Consider the following 18,092-nt stretch of genomic DNA (forward strand, 5'->3'; position numbering starts at 1 on the left):
GCCTACTTTGGCATTGACTCCGGCGACGGGCAATGGCGATTCTCAGTACGGATCCCAGCCTTTCCGCCGCTCGAGCGCCTCGCGGATCCGGACGGCGTTCACCGGCCGCCAGGCGGTCTGGAGGTACGCCGTCATGCCGGGCCCGAACTGCTCGTCGGCGGGCAGTGACGCCAGGTCGAGCAGTGCCTTGGCGGTCGTGATCGCGGTTTTGTCGAAGCCGGCGACGCGGCGCGCGAAGCTGTCCACGAGCCAGTCGAGTTCGCCGTCCGGGACGACCCGGTTGACGTAGCCGTAGCGCTCGGCCAGTGCCGCCGGGAAGTCACCGGCGCCGAGCACGATCTCGGCGGCCCGCGCCCGGCCGACCAGGTGGGCGAGGCGCGCCATCGCTCCGCCGCCGGGAACCGCGCCCAGACCGACCTCGACCTGCCCGAGGACGGCGTTCTCGCTGGCGAAGCGGATGTCGGTGGCCAGCACGAACTCGCTGCCGGCGCCGTCGGCCCGGCCCCGGACGGCCGCGACGGTGACCGCGGGTACCTTGCTCAACCGGACCAGGTTGTCGACGTAGGGGTGCAGACCGGACGGGCGTGGCCGCATCGCGGTCAGCCGGGCCCGGTCGGTGGTGAGGTCCCAGTGGGCCATGAAGGTCTCGCGGTTCAGGCTGTCGAAGACCACGACAGTGAGTGCGGGAGCCGCTTCGATCCGGGCCACGAGCTCGTCGAGTTGCTCGATCGTGTCGGGGTCGATCGAGTTGTCCGATCCGTTGCCGAACGAGGCGCGCCAGTAAGCGTCCGAGATCTCGGTGACGTGGAACTGCGGAGCGTTCATCGAAGGTCTCCGATCACCAGGAACGCCTGGGGCCGACGCCACCACCATCACTCACCGTGCACGTGATTGCGCCAGTACCAGGCACTGGCGGGTGCACTGGTGCTGATCCGGCATTGCGCGTCATGGCCCACCGATGCGAGCGTGAGTCCGAGGTGCTGGGAGGCGGTCGTGTCCGGGACAACCAACCGTCTACGGCCGTCTTTGCGCGGCCGGCGTGACGAGTGCGAGGCGCTCAACCGCCTCGTCGCCTCCGTACGTCTGGGCGGCCACGGTGTTCTCGTTCTGCAGGGAGCCCCCGGCATCGGCAAGAGCGCCCTGCTGGAGTACGCCGCTCATACGGCCGCGGACTGGCGCATCCTTCGGGTCGCGGGCGTCGAATCGCAGATGGAGCTCGCCTTCGCGGGTCTGCACGAGCTGTGCGATCCGTTGCTGGACAAGCTCGACGAGCTACCCAAGCCGCAGGCGGACGCGCTCGCGACGGCGTTCGGATTGCGCGAGGGTACGCCGCCGGATCTGTTCCTGGTCGGACTCGCCACTGCGACGTTGCTGTCCGCGGGCGCTCGCGACGGCCCACTCTTGTGCTTGATCGATGACGCGCAATGGCTGGACCAGGCGTCAGCGCGAACGCTCGCATTCGTGGCCCGGCGGCTGCGGGGCGAGTCCGTGGCCTTGATCGTCGCCGTACGTGCCGGCGAGAGTGCCAAGGCCTGGGCCGGACTGCCAAGCCTCTTGCTGCAAGGCCTTGCGGCCGCGGACGCTCGGGCGATGCTGGACTCGGTCGTGAGCAATCACCTGGACGAGCGCGTGCGCGACCGGATTCTGGCCGAGGCGCACGGGAATCCATTGGCGTTGCTGGAGCTGCCGCACTGGTTCACCGCGGCTGAGCTCAGCTTGGGTCCGGGGTCTGGATCCACCGGTGGTCACCGGTCGCTGACAAGCCGGATAGAGGAGGGATTCCGGCGCCGGCTCGAGTCCCTTCCGCAGGCGTCGCGGCTTCTGCTGATCGCTGCGGCGGCGGAACCGCTCGGCGACGTACCGCTGCTCTGGCGTGCTGCTGAGCGACTCGGTGTGGGTGTGGATGCGGCCCGATCGGCCGAGCACGCAGGGCTGATCGAGCTCCGCGAGACTGTGCGGTTCCGCCACCCTTTGGTTCGCTCGGTGGCATATCGCTCGGCCACTGCGGGGGAGCGGCAGGCCGCTCATCGGGCCCTGGCCGAGAGCACTGATCCGCTATCGGATCCGGACCGGCAGGCTTGGCATCGCGCGTCCGCGGCTACGGGCCCGGACGAGGGGGTCGCCGCGCAGCTCGAGCGCTCGGCCGATCGCGCGCTGGCACAAGGCGGACTCGCTGCGGCAGCCGCCTTCCTCGAGCGGGCGGCCGTACTGACTCCTGACGCGGGGGACCGCATCCAGCGGCGTCTGAACGCAGCAGAAGCGATGGTCCACGCCGGTATGTTCGAGGCGGCCGTGCAACTGCTCGCGGTGACCGAACATGGACCGCTCGACGAGCTCCAGCGCGCTCGCCTCGATGTCCTGCGGGCCCAGATCGGCCTGGCAGCCGAGCAGGATCGAGACGCGCTCCCGTTGCTGGTGAGTGCCGCTCGCCGATTGGAGCCGCTTGACGTCGAGCTGGCTCTGGACAGCTACGTCGATGCCTTCACGGCGGCATGGTTCGCCGGACATCTGGCGACCGAGCCGGGCGTCATGGCGGTTGCCGAGCTGGTCCGCCGCGTACCCAGGACTTCGCGGTCGCGACGTGGGGACGAGCTGCTGCGTGCGGTCGCCGTACTGTGCGCGGAGGGCTATCGGACCGCCGCGCCGATGCTTCGAGCGGCGGTCCGGGTCTTCGACAGCGACGATCTCTCTGTCCAGGAAGGGGTTCGGTTCCTCTGGCTGGCAACGGTTGTCGCGATCGACATGAAGGACGCCAAGGCATGGGATCGGCTCGCCGGCCGGCATCTGCGGATAGTTCGCGATGCGGGTGCGGTGAGCGCGTTGCCTCTGGCACTCAATTCGCGCGCTTTTGTGGACCTGTTCTCCGGAGATTTGGTCGCGGCGGCGGGCCTGGTGCACGAGGCAGAGGCCGCCGCTGAACTCGCGCAGCTCAGGATGACGCCGTACGGCGCTATCGGGTTGGCTGCGTTCGAGGGGCGCGACGAGACCGCGGCGCCGCTGCTGGCCTCAGCCCGTCGCGATGCCGCGGCCCGCGGTGAGGGGGTCGGCGTATCGCTTACCTACTGGGCGGAAGCGTTGCTCAACAACGGTCACGGCCGCTACCAGGCAGCGTTCGAATCTGCCCGGGCGGCCGCGGCTCACCGCGAGGAGATCGTCGTCAGGTCCTGGGGTCTTGTCGAGCTGGTGGAAGCGGCAGCCCGTACCGGTGATGGTCTCGCCGCCGCTGCTGCCACCGAGGAGCTCTTTGAGACGGCAAGAGCGAGCGGCACGGACTGGGCTCTTGGTGTCGCGGCGCGTTCGCAGGCACAGCTCGACGGGCCTCGCACCGAGGAGCTTTACCGCGAAGCCCTCGACCGCCTCGGGCGGACCGACCTCCGGGTCGAATCCGCTCGGGCCCGGTTGCTGTACGGCGAATGGCTGCGACGAGCCGGCCGCCGGGTGGACGCGCGTGCGCAACTCCGATCGGCGTACGACGCGTTCACGGCGATGGGGATGGAGGCATTCGCCGACCGCGCGCGCCACGAACTCGGCGCCACCGGAGAGATCGTTCATCGACAGACGATGGACGCCCAACCCGAACTCACCGAACAGGAACTACACATCGCCCGCCTCGCCGCCAACGGCCTGACGAACGCCGAGATCGCCTCGGAACTCTTCATCAGCCCACGCACCGTCGAATGGCACATCCGCAAGGTCTTCACCAAGCTACGCCTGAACACCCGCCGCCAACTCTCCGAAGCACTACGCGGCCTGGAACCTTGACGAGCACCTCGAACGTCCCGAGCTGCGTCGTCACGCTGTGCCTGTTTCGGAGTTGAAGAAGTTCGCCAGGGGCGTGCCGGCGAACTTCTCGCCGAGGAGGCGCGCGAAGAGCACAACGGAGCTGCGTGGTCGGTAGCTCGCCACGATGTGCTGCGTCTGGCCGGCGGGGTTGCGGCTGATCAGAGCGACGCAACCGATCGGCCAACCGTCGACCCGAGCGATGTAGTCCTCCAACCAGCCGTTGTCGCCCCACGGGCCGGCGAAGTGGAACTCCTGGGAGTCGCCGTACAGCGTCCGGATGCCAACCACGATGGACCGAGCCGCGTCAGCGCCTTGCACCGCGCCGTCGATCATCGAACCCTCGACGGTGACGTCGTCGGCCAGGTTGTCCAGCCACGCGGGGTAGTAGTCGGCAAGCGCAGGATCTCCACTTACGAGGTACGTCGGCGTACCTCGCAGAACCGGTGCGTCGCTGTCGATGGACATGAGTTCCTCCTTCGTCCCAGCCCTGAGCCGAGTCGGTGACCGTGCCTTGTCGATCCCCACCATGCGCTCAGGTGTCCAGCTCCAGCGCCCGTGATACCTACTGGTCGAGGTACCGGCGGCGGTGGTCAGCGGCGGCGGCCCCAGCGGCGGTTGGCGCCGATGCCGGCCAGGTGGAGGGCGATGCAGAGGAGGCCGGCCATCAGCAGGGTTTGGGGAGTGAAGGCGTCGCTCACGCGGGCGTCGGCCCAGTCCAGGATGAGGGCCAGGCCGAAGATGACGGCAGCGATGATGGCGAACATTTGGTGCTCCTTCGAACGTTCGGGCGGAAGTAGCTCTCAAGTACCCATCAGCTATCCGCGGACGGACGACGCGCTCAGAGCATGGCTTTGGCGAGGAGCGTGATGATGATCTGCTGTTCGGCTTTTGCTTCGGCTGAGCCGGTTCCGCCGCGGCCGGTTGTGAGGTGGGCCAGGTCGGACGGGGTGGAGCCGTGGTCGTTGGGCAGACGCGGGTCGGCGCCGGCGCTCAGGAGTTGTTCGACGGCGGCCGAGCAGCGGTTGCGGACGGCTCGGTGCAGGGGAGTGACGCCGCCTCGTGCGACTGCATTCGGATCGGCGCCGGCTCTGATGAGGAATTCGATGGTGGCTTGTTGGGCCGTCGGGTTCCAGTTCGTTGAGCCGGGGGCGCCGATGACTGCGGCGTGCAAGGGTTGTGCCCCGCGCCGGTTTCGGGCGTGGATGTCCGCGCCGCGGGCGATCAGGTCTCGGGCGAGAGCGACGTCGTACGCGAAGGCCGCGGCGTGCAAGGCTGTATCGCCTTCGTAGACCTGCGCATGGCACTGGGCGATGAAGAACTCGTCGTCGCGTGCCAAGCGTGCGGTGACCAGCGACGGTACGGCGTCGAGCGATGCCGTCACGGTCTCGCGATCGCCTGCCGCGATGGCTATCAGCAGGCTGGGAAGGTCTGCAGCCATAGAGCACTATATTCGCGGCCGGGCGTCGGCGATGCTGTGAGTATGGAGTACGTGTCCAGAGTGCCGCGACCGCCGCTGGACGGGCTGATCGACGACATCTACTACCTCGAGGGCGCGCCGCCGTACGCCCGGCTGACGCTGCCGCCGGCGCCGTCGGCGTTGCTCATCGTCAACCTCGGGGCACCGTTCCGCATCCGCGCCGGCACTGACATCGAGACGGCCGAGTATGCCGACGGCTGCGTGATCACCATGCCCACGCGCGCGTGGGAGTTCAGCTACCCACTCCCGACCCGGTCTGTCGGCGTTCACGTCAAGCCGTGGGGGCTTGCGCCGTTTCTGGCGATGCCTGCGGCAGAGTTATGCGATCGGCCGGTGACGATAGAGCAGGTTTGGGGCCGGCCCGCCGTTGCTGAGCTGCAAGACCGGCTGGTCTCGGCGGACGGGCCGCACGAGATGCTGACGCTGCTCGAGGAGGAGCTGATGCGACGGCTGTGCGAGACCACCGGCCTGGGGCTGGTTCGCCGTACGAGCAGTCTGATCGCGTCGACCGGCGGCGCGGTCGCAATCGGCGACCTGAGTGCGGCCGCCGGTGTCAGTAGCACTCATCTGGCGCAGCGGTTCAAGGAGCTGATCGGCGTGACGCCGAAGCGGCTGGCGCGTACCTACCGCTTCGCCGCGACCGTGTTGTCGATCGACCCCGCCGGACCGGTCGACTGGGGCGACCTCGCCGGTCGCGCGGGGTACTTCGACCAGGCTCACTTCGGTCATGAGTTCCGGGAGTTCACGGGGCTGACGCCAACGCGGTACGTCGAGGTCCGGCGGCGGTTCCTGCGCGAACACCCCGGCCACACGCTGGAAGGCTGGCCGCTGCCGGCCGATTGATTTCTTACAAGAGCGACAGCTCACGGCACGCTAATTTGAGGGCACCCCAGAGCAGAGGAGAGCCCCGTGGGCAAGGTGGTGATGTACAGCTCGGTGTCGGTGGACGGCTTCGTCGCAGACGAGAACGACCAGCCCGGACCGCTGTTCGACTGGTTGTCCGGCGGTGACGTCGCGTTGGACGAGAGCGGCCAGGTGAAGGTGTCGCAGGTGTCGCACGACTACACCCGGCCGTACTGGGACCAGATCGGGACGACGATCGTCGGCCGCCACGTCTTCGACCTGACCGACGGCTGGGACGGAAAGCCTCCGAGCGGGATCGACCACGTGGTCGTCGTGACACACCGGCCGGCGCCCGAGGGCTGGGACCCCGAGGCACCGTTTCACTTCGTCGACGGCATCGAGGCAGCCGTAACCAAGGCACAAGAGCTCGCGGGCGACCGCATCGTCGAGGTAGCCGCCGGCAACGTCGGCGGCCAGGTGCTTGCCGCCGGCCTCGTCGACGAGGTGCGCATGGACGTCGTACCCGTAGTACTCGGCTCCGGCAAGCGCTACTTCGGGCCAGTCAACGCGCAACACCTGCTGGAGGACCCTGCCGAGGTGATCCAGGGCAACCGCGTACTCCACCTCCGCTATCCGGTACGCCGCTGAGCCGGCCACGCAAAGAAGCCCATCGCAAACACTGACACGCCGCCCGGGGAATGCTCGGTATCGTCGAGCTGTGGAGGGTTGGGACAGTCTGCGGGTGGATCTACGGCGGTTGCTCGAAGAGTCGCCGGGCGCGCTCGTCGTACTGCCTGATCCGGACAGTGAGCGGCGTGAGCGGCCGATTCGGATCGACTTGGCTGCCTGGGCAACAGATATCGCGGAGGAGTTGCACGCGAAGTACGGCGGCTTGGTGGCTCTGCGGGTTGGGGCGATGACGTTCCCCGCCAGGCAGCTGGTGGTGAACGAGCACTCGCGTCAGTTGCGTGGAGCACCGGCTGAACTCGCCGGGCTCGATATACGTGCTGAGACGCCGCTGTCGGTTCGGACCGGCCGGTCCGAACGCAAGGACGTGGTGGTTGCGAACCGGACTGACCGTGAGCAGGTGCTTCTTACTGCGGGCGAGCTGGGATCGAGGGTGACCGACGGCTCGGGCAATGTAGTCGGCATGTTCGTCGGACCGCACGCGATGCCGCGGGTGGGGTTTTCGATTGAAGCTCATGGCAGTCGGTCTGTGCCTGTGCTGATCGGTACGGCCTCGGTGGTTCCTGAACTGGGGTATGCGGTTCCGCCGGGGCAATGGAATCTGGTTGTCTCGTTGCAGACGGATGAGGGCTTCATGTTGTCGGCGCCGTTGGGAATCACGGTTACGCCGTAGAGACGTTGGGAGATGGCCTTGAGCGAGCAGGGGTGGCGGGGGTTTCTTGGTGCGGAGGGTGGGGGCGACTGGGTGGTTCTGCATGGTGGGGCGATGGCTGTGTTTCGGGTGGCGTCGTTGGTCGAGGGGGCTGCTTTGGCTGGGGCGGTGGCGGAGGTGTGCGGTGAGGAGGGTGTGCTGCTGACGTTGACCGACAGCCAGGTGACGGTGCGGTTGACGCGTGGGGTGTTTCGGTTGGAGGAGCGGCATGTCGAGGTGGCTCGGGCTGTTTCGGCGGTAGCTCGTGAGCGCGGTGTCACGGCTGATCGGAGTCTGGCGCAGGAGGTGCAGTTTGCTGTGGCGGCTCAGCCTGATGAGATTGATGCCGGGTTCTGGCGCGGAGTGCTCGGGTACGCCGAGTTGGACGAGGACAACGCGGTCGATCCGCTCGGCCATGGATCGACGTTCTGGCTGCAGGAGCTCGACCCGGCGAAGCCGCTGCGGCATGCGATGCACGTTGATGTGTCCGTTGCCCGCGAACAGGCTGAGCAGCGTCTGGCGGCTGCCCTGGCCGCCGGTGGTCGGATCGTCGACGATTCCACCGCCCCCGGCGCCTGGATCCTCGCCGACCGCGCCGGGAACAAGGTGTGCATCGCGGCCTGGCCAGACGGCGCTCCCGGTCTGACCTAGAGCAACATCAGTATGGCCGGGCGGCTAGCCTCGGTGGGATGAGATGGCTGGCGGACGGGTCTGCGGCGGCGGTGTCCGAGGCGCTGGGGGAGGTCGGGCTCGGCGACCTGCCGGTTGTGGTCCGGGAATCGGTGGGCGGCGATCCCACGTGGTGGTCGGCCAGTGCGGCTGTGGACGGACGGTACGTCGTGAAGTTCGCGTGGTCGCGGCCTGCTGCGGCGCGCCTGGCGCATGAGATCGCCGTGTTGGCGGCGTTGAGCCGCGAGCCGGCGGTTCCCTATCTGCCCGAGGTAGTTGCCAGCCGCACCGATCCGTTGTTGTTGGTGACATCAATGGTGCCGGGTGATTCGTTGTTCGACGTAGTGGATTCGACAGACCGGGACGAGGCGGGGCGGCAGCTGGCCGAGTTCATGGCGCAGTTCCATGCGGCGAGCGAGCGTCTACCCGAGGTCCCCGCGGCGTCGTTGCAGCCGGCAACAACAGACGTCTTGCGCGAACAGTTCGTGAGATGGGCTCGCCCGGATCAGCGTGCCACGGTTCTCAGCTGGTGCGACTGGGCGTCCGACGTACTGCGGACGCCGGGCCCGCAGGTGCTGGTGCACGGCGACCTGCACGGTGGGAATCAGGTGTGGGAAGGCGGGACGCTCCGTGCCGTTGTGGATTTCGAGACCGCGGGGCTCGCTGACGCGGAGTACGACTTGCGGACGTTCCCCGGCCCTGGCATGGGTCCCGGCGTTGAGTTGCTGACGGCCACCATGCGTCACTATGCGCAGATCACCGGTCGGGAGCTGTCGGTCGAGCGGGTGATGGCGTGGCATCTGCGTACGGCGTTGGGCGATGCGCTGTGGCGGAGCGAGGCCGGCGTACCCCTGCCTGATCACCGAACCCCGGAAGAGTGGGTCGACGATCTCGCACATCGATTTGCGGCACTGGGGATCTCGTACTGACGACACCTCCTTGCCCAGATCACCGAAGAGTGGCCTACTGGGATTCGGGAGCGGGGGAGGCGCCATGTCCACATCTATCAAGCCCTTTGCTGTGCAAGCTGCCGACGGGGCGAAGCTCGCGACACCCATCAAGGGGTCGGTCGTCATCATGGCGGATACGTTGCAGACCAACGGTTCGCTGTCGGTGATGGAGCTGGAGGTCTATCCGTACGACGGCCCCGCGTCGCACACCCACCTGCGTGAGGATGAGGTGTGGTACGTCATCGACGGCGACTTCCGGTTCAAGGCGGGCGACGAGATGTTGCGGGCCACGACCGGCGGGATGGCGTTCGGGCCGCGTGGTGTGCCGCACGCGTTCCAGAACATCGGCGAAACCGTGGGACGGCTGCTGATCATCACGACGCCGTCGGGCCTCGAGCGGTTCTTCGAGCAGGCCGACAAGATGTCGCGACCGGTGGATCCGGAAGAGCTCGCGGCGATCGGGCACGCCAACTGGATCGAGATGGGCGGCCCGCCGCTCGCAGTCACCGACCCGCTCTAGCCCTTGGCGGCCAGGTTGTTCGCGGCGAGCCAGGTGTCGACGTGGGACATCGTCGTCTTCAGGATCTCGCCGAAGAGGACCATGTGGTCGGCGCCGGGGAGCTCTTGATAGGTGGCGTTCCGGAACTTCGACGCCGTGGTGCGGCAGACGGCCGGGGCGACCGTGCGGTCCTGGGCGCCGCCGAAGATCAGGACCGGGCCGGTGATCGCGGCGTAGTCGACTCGGGATGCCTTGCGGCGGTCGAGTTGCGGGAAGGCCATCTCGCAGTACGCGCGTCCCGATTCACAAACGAGGTCGGCGAAGAGCGCGCGGGAGTCCTCGTCGGTCTGCGTGATGCGGCCGCCGACGTGGAACTTCTCCCAGGTCGGGTAGAGCGGTTTGGCCCAGGGACGCGGCTGGACGTAGTGGCTGAGGAACAGGCGCGTCATGGACGGGTACATCGCGAAGATCCCGGCCGCCGGGGCTGGGCAGACTCCGATGAGGCCGGCGTGCTTGGTCCTCGCCGCGACCAGCTGCGCGAGGAGGCCGCCCAGCGAGTGTCCGAGGATGATCGGCGGCGAGTCGAGCGACTCACACACCTCGACCAGGTCGTCGGCATAGTCCGTCAGGCTGAGCGTTGCGATCTGCGCCGAGCCCTCGAGCAGGGGGAGCTCGTGGTGGCGGAGTGTCGGCGTGTGGACCGTGAACCCACGCTCTTCGAACGCGGCGCGGGCCTCATGGAAGTGACTTCCACGACCCCAGGTCCCGTGAATGAGAACAACATGCTCGACATCACCCATGCGCCAGAAACTATCGGACGGAAGCGCCGCATGTACGCAGGCAGTTGCGTGTCACGCATCAGCGGGGGCGGACTCACCAGGTGAGCGCGAGAGGCGGTGTTCGTTCATAGGATTGGGTGTATGGCGGATTCGGTGCGGATGGGTGTGGTGGGGGCCGGGAGTATTTCGGTGCGGGGGATCTTGCCGCATTTGGCGCAGCCGGATCTGGTGGGGCGGGTGACGTTGGCCGCGGTGTGCGATCCGGTACCGGGGCGGGCCGAAGCGGCGGCGGAGAAGTTCGGGGTGGGGCAGGGGTTCACGGAGTACGAAGAGCTGTTGGCTCGGGGTGATGTGGACGCGGTGACGATTGCGTCGCCGATCGGGTTGCACTACGAGCAGGGGAAGCTTGCGTTGCGGGCCGGCAAGCATGTGCACTTCAACAAGACCATGACGCTGACCGTCGCCGAGGCCACCGAATTGATCGAGCTTGCGGCCGCCAACGATCTGCGGATTGTTGCCTCGCCGGGAGAGATGCTGCGCCCGCACCACATCCGCACCCGCGAGCTCATCGCCGAGGGCGCGATCGGCACGTTGTCGTGGGTGAGCTGCGGCGCGTCGTTCGGCACCTATCACGAGAACGAGTCCGTCCGCGGCGGCAACGACGTACTGAGCAACATCGACCCGTCGTGGTACTTCCGCAAACCCGGTGGCGGCCCGATGTACGACATGACGGTCTACGCCCTGCACACGGTCACCGGCATCCTCGGTACGGCGAAGCGCGTGACGGCGATGTCCGGCGTACGGATCCCGGTCCGCACCAGCGCCGGCGTCGACGTACAGACCGATGCCGACGACAACACCGTCGTGCTGATCGACTTCGGCGACAACGTGTACTGCGTCGCGACCGGCACCGCCGCGGGACCGATTCGCGGCGGCTTCGGCGGCGCGTACTACGGGACCGAAGGGACGATCGACGGCCTGCTGCTGAACGGCGAACCGTTCGACTTTCCCAACCGCAACCCCGCCGAGCTCGCGCCCCGCGGCCCGGGCAACCAGGCGCTGCTCCCGCACGTCGTCGGTGCGCACCGCGACATCGAGGAGCAGCACGTGTACGAGGACGTGATGCAGCTCGTCGACTGGGTCCGCGACGGCACGCCCTCCATCGTCACGGCCGAACACGCCCGCCACGTCATCGACATCATCGAATCCGCCTACCGCGCCGCCGCGACCGGCCAGACCCAAGACCTCACCACCAGCTTCTGACATGGCGGAGGTCTCGACGCACAGCTGGGTCCGGACCGCTGCGGTTGCGGGGAGTCGAACCCAGGGCGTCTATCGTCTGCGGCATGCAATCTCTGTCTCCACGGGCGCGGGCGCTCGGTGCGGCTGTGCTCTGTCTGGTGATCGCTGTCGCGGCCGGGCTCGCGGTGGACAGCCGGCTCGACCGGCACTGGATCCTGCGCGGGCTCACGGTCTTCCTCGCGATCTGCTGCGCGGCGCTGCTGCTGACCGATCAGAGCCGGCGGCTCCGGCAGATCATCACGGTGATCGGGCTGGCGATGTTCGGGCTGATCATCCCCTGGTCGCAGACGACGTGGTCGAAGCCGCCGGAGATCACGTTCGCCCTGCAGGTCGCGACCGACGCCAAGAGCGCGGCCGAGAAGGCCTCCAGCAGCAGCGTCACAGTCGCGAACGTGAAGACCGCCGCCGAGGCCCGCGGTGGCGCCATCGGCTCCTTCCCGACCGAGAAGAGCCCGCAGGTGCACGGCGCGGACGCGTTCCCAGTCATCGTCCGCGCCAAGCGCGACCAGGGCCGCCCCTGGGCCTGCCTCTCATTCACCGGCCTCACCGCGAAGGTCCGCCCCTGCTGAGGTGTCCTGTCGTTAGGTACGCCGGGCCAGTTCCTCAGCGCGATCCAGAGGGTTCCAGGTGATCGGCCGACCGCCGAGCTGAGCCTCGACAACCTCCAAACCGGCTTCCCAGCCGGCCGCGGCCGGACCGGCGGCGGTGGGATCGGACAGCACATTCGTGAAGACCAGGCGGCTGCCCTCCGCCGTACCGGTGATCTCCCACGTGAGGATCTCACCAGCCCACTCGTACTCGAGCACCGTCGGCGGCTCGTTCCGCAGCATCCGGCCGCTCGAGCCCTGGCTCATCCCGTACCGGCGACGCTGCTCCTCGGTCACTCCGAAGAACAACGAACTCCCGGCCGACACGTCCAACTCCACGACGGCCGGGAACCACGCGGACAGCTGACCAGGATCCGTGATCGCCCGCCACACCTTCTCCGGCGGATGCGGCAGCAGCCGCACGAACCTGATCGCCACCCGCCCGTCCTCGGTCCCGAACACCGTCCCACGCCGACTGTCCATACCTCAATATAACCCAACAGGCATATAGTCGTCAGGAATCGCGGTCGTGGTCAGCCGGCTCCAGAGGTCCGGATCTGCTGAGTCCGGCTCGCGGGCAATCGATTTCTCACATCGCCCGCGACCGCTAGGGTCGCGGGTATGACTCTTGGGAATCTCACCGGTATCAGCGCGCTCGCCGAGGTCGAGTCGCGCTCCATCAGTGCGGAGAACCCGACCGGCGAGCCCGGTCAGGGTGGGCGGCGGACCGAGGGGACCGGTGCGCACGCAGCCCGGGATCTCGGCCAGGGCTGGAAGGTCTCGCCGTCGATCGAGATCGGGCCGGGGGAGACCGCGACGCTGGCGGACATCGCCGGCCCCGGCTGCGTGACCCACATCTGGCTCACCACGCACGTCGACCACTGGCGCCGGCTGGTACTGCGGGGCTTCTGGGACGGCGACAGCGCGCCCGCGATCGAGACCCCGGTCGGTGACTTCTTCTGCTCCGGGTGGGGCAAGTTCGCACAGGTGAGCTCGCTGCCGGTCGCGGTGAACCCGAACGGCGGTTTCAACTGCTACTGGGAGATGCCGTTCAAGGAGCACGCCACATTCACCCTCGAGAACACCCACGACGAGAAGGTGGTCGTGTACTTCCAGGTGGACTACTGGCTCGGCGCAGTGCCCGACAAGTCGGCGTACCTCCATGCGCAGTGGCGGCGGAGCAATCCGCTCCAGTCGAAGACGGTCCACACCCTGCTGGACGGTGTCGAGGGTCCGGGCCACTACGTCGGCACCTACCTGGCCTGGGGCGTCAACAGCACCGGTTGGTGGGGTGAGGGCGAGGTGAAGTTCTACCTGGACGGTGACGACGAGTTCCCGACCATCTGCGGCACGGGTACCGAGGACTACTTCGGCGGCGCGTGGAACTTCGACGTACCCCACCTGGGCGGCTACACCGAGTTCAGTACGCCGTACCTCGGTATGCCGCAGGTGATCCGCCCCGACGGGCAGTACCAGAGCCAGCAACGCTTCGGCATGTACCGCTTCCACCTGCCAGACCCGATCCGCTTCAAGGAGAAGCTGCGCGTCGACGTACAGGCCCTCGGCTGGCGCTCCGGCGGCCGCTACCTGCCGCTGCAGGACGATATCTCCTCGACCGCGTTCTTCTACTCAGGCAAGACGAGTACGACGCGACCGGACGCGCCGACGCATGACGTGATGGAGATCTGCTAGGGCGTCGGCAACGGGTTCTGCAGAGCCGTGCCGGCGAGCACCACCAGCGCAGCGGTCCACGCGAGCGGTGCCTCGCCGGCCGGCTCCAGATCCCGGTTCACCTTCTCCGGCAACGCGCCGCTGCTGGTCCGATGCCGATCCAGCCACCTCAACAGGTCCTCAGCAGTTGAGCGATCCCCTCGAGCGGCAGCGCTCAACGCGAACAACGCCGTCTGAGGAGTCCATGACACTCCATCCGCACGCCAGGACTCGCCCGGCGTCACACCACCATTCGGCTGTGTGAGTACGGCGTGCGCGTGGTCGATCGCGGTCGACACGACCTCCCGGGCCGGGGCGAACGGCGGCCCGAGCACGGTCACGATCGCATCCGCGCCACCGCCGATACCGATCGGTTCGACATCCGGCTCGACGAAGCTGGTCGCGGCCGCCGGGGTGCGGGGATAGTCCGGCCCGAAGGCCCGATCGGTTGCCGCCGACAACTTGTCCGCCGCCGACCGCCAGCGCGCGGCCTCGGCCGGATGCCCTTGCTCGGCAGCAATTCGGACAGCTGAACGCAGCCCGGTCAGCAGCGGTGCGACCGTACCGAGCGTCACCTTCTTCTCGGAGCGCTCCCAGTAGTCCGACGACGGCGCGGGCAGTCCGTCCGGACCCAGCTCACCAACGATCTGGTCGGCAGACTCCCGGACCATCTCCCAGTACTTGTCGCCCGCCCGGCAGAACCAGGTCGCCCACAGCACCCACCCCGAGCTGTCCAGCTGCGGCGCACGACCGTCGTCGACCCGGCCACCGATCTCGGTGTACCGCGCTTCCCACCGTCCAGTCGACGGCCGGACTCGATCCAGGAACGACAGTACGTCGAGCGCCTCGTCGTACTGCCCGATCGCGCACCGGGCGACGGCGACGAACGACGCGTCCCGCGGCCACACGTACCGCCACGGGCCGTCCCAGCCGGCCAGCAGCGCGCCGTTCGGGAGGGTGAGCCCGTCGAGATCGGCCAATGCGTGCCGGACCAGGTCGTCGTACTTCCCGCTGCCCAGCGCGGAGTCGGCGTGCGTCGCCGCCCGGCCGGGGATGCCGTCGGCGACGAGGCGGGGCTGCGGGTTGCGGATCAGGTTGCTGGTCGTCCCGGCGGCCAGGATCGCGAGCAGGACGGCGATGACGACGTACGGGAACCACCGGTGCCGGCCGCCCTCTCGCATGATCCCCTCCTACTGAGCCAGGTGCTGCACTTCCGCCTCGAACTTACGCCGCGGCGCCAGCTCGACCAGATACATCGCCGAGACCACCAGCGCTCCGCCCACCAGCATCCGCCACGTGAGGCTGTCGGAGCCGAACAGTACTGCGAACGTCGAGGCGAACACTGGCTCCATTGTCATCGCAATCGCGGCCCGTGTGGGAGTCAGGTGCGCCTGCGCCCAGGTCTGCACGATCAGCGCGAGCGCTCCGGCCACCAGAGCCATGTAGATCACACTGACCCAGTCGCGACCGCTGCTCGGCACCGAGAACCCGCCCGGCAGCGCTCCGATCGCGCAGACACACGTGATGACGACCATCTGCAGCGTCGACAGCCCGAACGCGTTCTGCGGCGTCGACCACGCCCCCAGTCCGATGATGTGCAGCGCGTAGAGCCCCGCAGAGGCCAGTGTCAGCAGCTCGCCGGTGCCGAGGGTGAGCCCGCGCAGCGACAGTACGCCGAGGCCGACCGTGGCGAGGATCACGGCGAACCACGCCCAGCGACCGATCTTGTGCCGCAGGATGACCGCGCCGAGCAGCGGGGTGAAGACGACGTACATGCCGGTGACGAAACCGGAGACGCTCGCCGACGTGTGCCGGAGACCCTCCGTCTGCACCAGCTGGGCGATGCCGTAGGTGATGCCGAGGGCAACGGCCCGCCCGCGGTCGAGGCGGCTCAGCTTCGAGATCGCCGGCGGATGGATCAGCACCAGCGCGACCGAGGCGATCAGGAATCGCAACGCCAGGTAGTCGGCGACGTCCATCCTGGTGAGCAGGTCCTTGGTCAGGAAGAACGTCGACCCCCACGCCGCCGCGACCGCGAGCAGGGCGAGTACGGCGATCCGCGGGTGGTTCACGCCGCACATCACATCAGACGCCTTCAGTAGAAGGCAAAACGCGCGTCAGAGCACGGTGATGGTGATCGTGCTGCCCGGCTGCGCCTTCTTGCCGGCCCCGGGGTTCTGCGCGGCGACGATGTTCAGGCCGAGATTGAACGGCGCCTTCTGTACCGTCACCTTGAAGCCCGCGTCGGTGAGGATCTTCTGCGCGTCCGCGGTGCTCTTCCGCTTCACGTCCGGTACGTCGACCAGCGGCGGCCCGAGCGAGACCACCATTGCGACCTTGTCCTTGGCGAACAACGTGCCGCTGTTCGGGGTCTGGCTGATCACGTTGCCCTCGGCGACCTTCTCGTCGTACTGCGTGGTGCGGCCGACGGTGAAGCCGAGTTTGCGCAGGGCCTTGCTCGCGTCGCGATAGGACTTGCCGGTCCAGTCGGGCACGGTGATCGGCCGTTTGCCCTTGCTGACCGCGAAGTTGATCGCGGTACCCGGCTTCACGACCGTGTTGAACCGCGGGCTGATCGCCATCACCCGGCCCTGCGGGACGGTCTCGCTGTACTGCTCGTTGATCTGCCCGGTGATCAGCTTGATCGGCGACAGCGCCTGCTGGGCGGCGTCCAGTTGCAGTCCGACGAGCTGCGGCACCCGATAGCGCTCCGGCCCCTTCGAGACGGTGAGACCGATATCACCGTTCTTCCGGATCCGGTCGCCGGCGGCCGGATCGGTCCGCATGACCTCGCCCCTGGGCACGTCCTCGGAGTAGTCCTGGTTGTCCAGGCTGATCCGCAGGCCCGACTGCTCCGCCTTGGCCTGTGCGTCCGCGGGCTGCATGGCGACCAGGTTCGGCGTGGTTGTGTAGCGGTGGATGCCGTAGTACCAGGCCGCTGTGCCGATGGCGATCGCTGCGGCCAGGATCACGATCAGCGCGATCGGGCCGCGGCTCCTGCGCTGCTGTTGCTGGTGATGTGGTGGCGCGGTGGGTGGCTTGGCCGGAGCGCCGGTCGGTCGACCACGATCCACCGGTACGACGATGGTGTCGTGGCGGAGCGGCTCGACCTCCAGCGGCACCTCTCCGCGTGTGTACCCGTCGTCGTACCCGCTGTCCTGCCGGATCTGGTGGATCGGCACAGTGAGATCGCCGGTCAGCTCCGGGTCGTCCGGCAGCCCTTCCTCGAGCGCGCTGCGCACCCTGTGCACCTGCCGGCTGAACACCCGCGCATCGGTCGGCCGCAGGTCCCGGTCGCGGGCGGTCGCACGCTGCACGAGGGCATCGACGTACGGCGGGATGGTGGGCACCTCGAGTGACGGTGCTGGTACATCGGCGTGGACGTGCGCGTACGCGACCTGGATCGGGGTGTCGCCGGAGTGGGGCTTGTTGCCAGTGAGCAACTCGTACAGGAGGATGCCGGCGGAGTACACGTCGGAGCGGGCGTCCGCACTGCCGTCGGTGACCAGCTCGGGTGCCAGGTACGACACTGTGCCCATCAGGAGGCCCTGCGTGGCGGTGTTGCCGCTCGCGCTGACCGCACGGGCCAGACCGAAGTCGGCGACCTTCACTGCGCCCTTGTCGGAGATCAGCACGTTCTCGGGCTTGATGTCGCGGTGCACGATGCCGGCGTCGTGTGCGGCCGACAGCGCGGACAGGACCGGCGTGAGCAGGTCGAGCGCGCGGGCGGGGGACAGCGGCGCCTGCTCGCGGATGACGTCACGCAGCGTGCGGCCCGGGACGTACTCCATCGCCAGGAACAGCGTGCCGTTGTCGTCGCCCTGGTCGAAGACGGCGACCACGTTCGGGTTCGAGAGGCGGGCAGCGGCCCGGGCCTCGGCCACGAACCGGCGGGCGAACTGGGCGTCGTCACCGAGCCCGTCGTGCATCACCTTCAGCGCGACGGTCCGGTCCAGCCGCGTGTCGAGGGCCCGGTAGACGGTGGCCATGCCGCCTTTCGCGACACGCGCGTCCACGCGGTACCGGCCGTCGAGCACTCGCCCGACGAGGCGGTCGCTGACCTGCGTGTCCACGTCGTCCGTCACTTGCGGTGAGCCGCCTCTCCAAACGTTCTG

At 68.1% G+C, this 18,092-nt stretch carries 19 protein-coding genes; 10 read left to right on the forward strand and 9 right to left on the reverse strand.

The window, feature by feature from the left end:
- Window positions 1-42: 42 nt before the first annotated feature.
- Window positions 43-825, reverse strand: a complete 783-nt coding sequence (locus OHA10_RS26340; protein ID WP_371401438.1) for an enoyl-CoA hydratase/isomerase family protein — start codon at window positions 823-825, stop codon at window positions 43-45.
- Window positions 826-993: 168 nt separating this feature from the next.
- Between OHA10_RS26340 and OHA10_RS26345 the strand changes: the two genes are divergently transcribed.
- On the forward strand, window positions 994-3,762 hold the full coding sequence (locus OHA10_RS26345; protein ID WP_371401439.1) for an AAA family ATPase: 2,769 nt from the start codon (window positions 994-996) through the stop codon (window positions 3,760-3,762).
- Between the two features lie 30 nt (window positions 3,763-3,792).
- On the opposite strand, the gene OHA10_RS26350 is transcribed toward OHA10_RS26345, so the two are convergent.
- From OHA10_RS26350 to OHA10_RS26360, 3 genes are all read right to left on the reverse strand, one after another.
- Window positions 3,793-4,248 (reverse strand): hypothetical protein, encoded by a 456-nt coding sequence (locus tag OHA10_RS26350; protein WP_371401440.1) that lies wholly within the window; start codon window positions 4,246-4,248, stop codon window positions 3,793-3,795.
- 125 nt (window positions 4,249-4,373) lie between these two features.
- On the reverse strand, window positions 4,374-4,547 hold the full coding sequence (locus OHA10_RS26355; RefSeq protein WP_371401441.1) for a hypothetical protein: 174 nt from the start codon (window positions 4,545-4,547) through the stop codon (window positions 4,374-4,376).
- A gap of 74 nt (window positions 4,548-4,621) precedes the next feature.
- A complete protein-coding gene (locus OHA10_RS26360) occupies window positions 4,622-5,221 on the reverse strand; it encodes an ankyrin repeat domain-containing protein (RefSeq protein ID WP_371401442.1) in 600 nt (199 codons plus the stop codon).
- 42 nt (window positions 5,222-5,263) lie between these two features.
- Between OHA10_RS26360 and OHA10_RS26365 the strand changes: the two genes are divergently transcribed.
- The 6 genes from OHA10_RS26365 to OHA10_RS26390 all read left to right on the forward strand — a co-directional run bounded on the left by OHA10_RS26365 (window position 5,264) and on the right by OHA10_RS26390 (window position 9,620).
- Window positions 5,264-6,103, forward strand: a complete 840-nt coding sequence (locus tag OHA10_RS26365; protein ID WP_371401443.1) for a helix-turn-helix domain-containing protein — start codon at window positions 5,264-5,266, stop codon at window positions 6,101-6,103.
- A 66-nt stretch (window positions 6,104-6,169) separates the two neighbouring features.
- Window positions 6,170-6,751, forward strand: a complete 582-nt coding sequence (locus OHA10_RS26370; RefSeq protein ID WP_371401444.1) for a dihydrofolate reductase family protein — start codon at window positions 6,170-6,172, stop codon at window positions 6,749-6,751.
- Window positions 6,752-6,821: 70 nt separating this feature from the next.
- Window positions 6,822-7,463, forward strand: a complete 642-nt coding sequence (locus tag OHA10_RS26375; RefSeq protein ID WP_371401445.1) for a hypothetical protein — start codon at window positions 6,822-6,824, stop codon at window positions 7,461-7,463.
- Window positions 7,464-7,556: 93 nt separating this feature from the next.
- Window positions 7,557-8,132 (forward strand): VOC family protein, encoded by a 576-nt coding sequence (locus OHA10_RS26380; RefSeq protein ID WP_371401446.1) that lies wholly within the window; start codon window positions 7,557-7,559, stop codon window positions 8,130-8,132.
- Between the two features lie 38 nt (window positions 8,133-8,170).
- Window positions 8,171-9,079, forward strand: a complete 909-nt coding sequence (locus tag OHA10_RS26385; RefSeq protein ID WP_371401447.1) for a phosphotransferase family protein — start codon at window positions 8,171-8,173, stop codon at window positions 9,077-9,079.
- Window positions 9,080-9,143: 64 nt separating this feature from the next.
- Entirely contained in the window at window positions 9,144-9,620 is a 477-nt protein-coding gene (locus OHA10_RS26390) for a cupin domain-containing protein (protein ID WP_371401448.1), read from the forward strand.
- Here OHA10_RS26390 and OHA10_RS26395 read toward each other — a convergent pair.
- Window positions 9,617-10,399 (reverse strand): alpha/beta hydrolase, encoded by a 783-nt coding sequence (locus tag OHA10_RS26395; protein ID WP_371401449.1) that lies wholly within the window; start codon window positions 10,397-10,399, stop codon window positions 9,617-9,619. The two genes, OHA10_RS26390 and OHA10_RS26395, sit on opposite strands and share 4 nt — an antisense overlap.
- Window positions 10,400-10,519: 120 nt before the next feature.
- Between OHA10_RS26395 and OHA10_RS26400 the strand changes: the two genes are divergently transcribed.
- Both OHA10_RS26400 and OHA10_RS26405 read left to right on the forward strand, forming a co-directional pair.
- Window positions 10,520-11,641, forward strand: coding sequence for a Gfo/Idh/MocA family protein (locus tag OHA10_RS26400; RefSeq protein ID WP_371401450.1), 1,122 nt, complete (start codon window positions 10,520-10,522; stop codon window positions 11,639-11,641).
- A gap of 83 nt (window positions 11,642-11,724) precedes the next feature.
- Window positions 11,725-12,249 (forward strand): hypothetical protein, encoded by a 525-nt coding sequence (locus OHA10_RS26405; protein ID WP_371401451.1) that lies wholly within the window; start codon window positions 11,725-11,727, stop codon window positions 12,247-12,249.
- Window positions 12,250-12,261: 12 nt separating this feature from the next.
- On the opposite strand, the gene OHA10_RS26410 is transcribed toward OHA10_RS26405, so the two are convergent.
- Window positions 12,262-12,750 carry an SRPBCC domain-containing protein gene (locus OHA10_RS26410; protein WP_371401452.1) on the reverse strand — a complete coding sequence of 163 codons (489 nt, stop codon included), beginning with the start codon at window positions 12,748-12,750 and terminating at the stop codon, window positions 12,262-12,264.
- A gap of 138 nt (window positions 12,751-12,888) precedes the next feature.
- Here OHA10_RS26410 and OHA10_RS26415 point away from each other — a divergent pair, with 138 nt between their 5' ends.
- Window positions 12,889-13,959, forward strand: a complete 1,071-nt coding sequence (locus OHA10_RS26415) for a glycoside hydrolase family 172 protein (protein ID WP_371401453.1) — start codon at window positions 12,889-12,891, stop codon at window positions 13,957-13,959.
- Here the strand turns inward: OHA10_RS26415 and OHA10_RS26420 are convergent.
- Genes OHA10_RS26420 through pknB form a run of 3 tightly spaced genes read right to left on the reverse strand, consistent with a single transcriptional unit; the run spans window position 13,956 to window position 18,062 of the window.
- A complete protein-coding gene (locus OHA10_RS26420; RefSeq protein WP_371401454.1) occupies window positions 13,956-15,158 on the reverse strand; it encodes a glucoamylase in 1,203 nt (400 codons plus the stop codon). The genes OHA10_RS26415 and OHA10_RS26420 overlap by 4 nt on opposite strands.
- A gap of 9 nt (window positions 15,159-15,167) precedes the next feature.
- On the reverse strand, window positions 15,168-16,049 hold the full coding sequence (locus tag OHA10_RS26425) for a DMT family transporter (protein ID WP_371401455.1): 882 nt from the start codon (window positions 16,047-16,049) through the stop codon (window positions 15,168-15,170).
- Between the two features lie 45 nt (window positions 16,050-16,094).
- Complete coding sequence (gene pknB / locus OHA10_RS26430) at window positions 16,095-18,062, reverse strand: Stk1 family PASTA domain-containing Ser/Thr kinase (RefSeq protein WP_371401456.1); 1,968 nt, start codon at window positions 18,060-18,062, stop codon at window positions 16,095-16,097.
- Window positions 18,063-18,092 lie beyond the last annotated feature (30 nt).

Origin of the sequence: Kribbella sp. NBC_00662 (genome assembly GCF_041430295.1) — a bacterium.
Lineage (GTDB): Bacteria > Actinomycetota > Actinomycetes > Propionibacteriales > Kribbellaceae > Kribbella.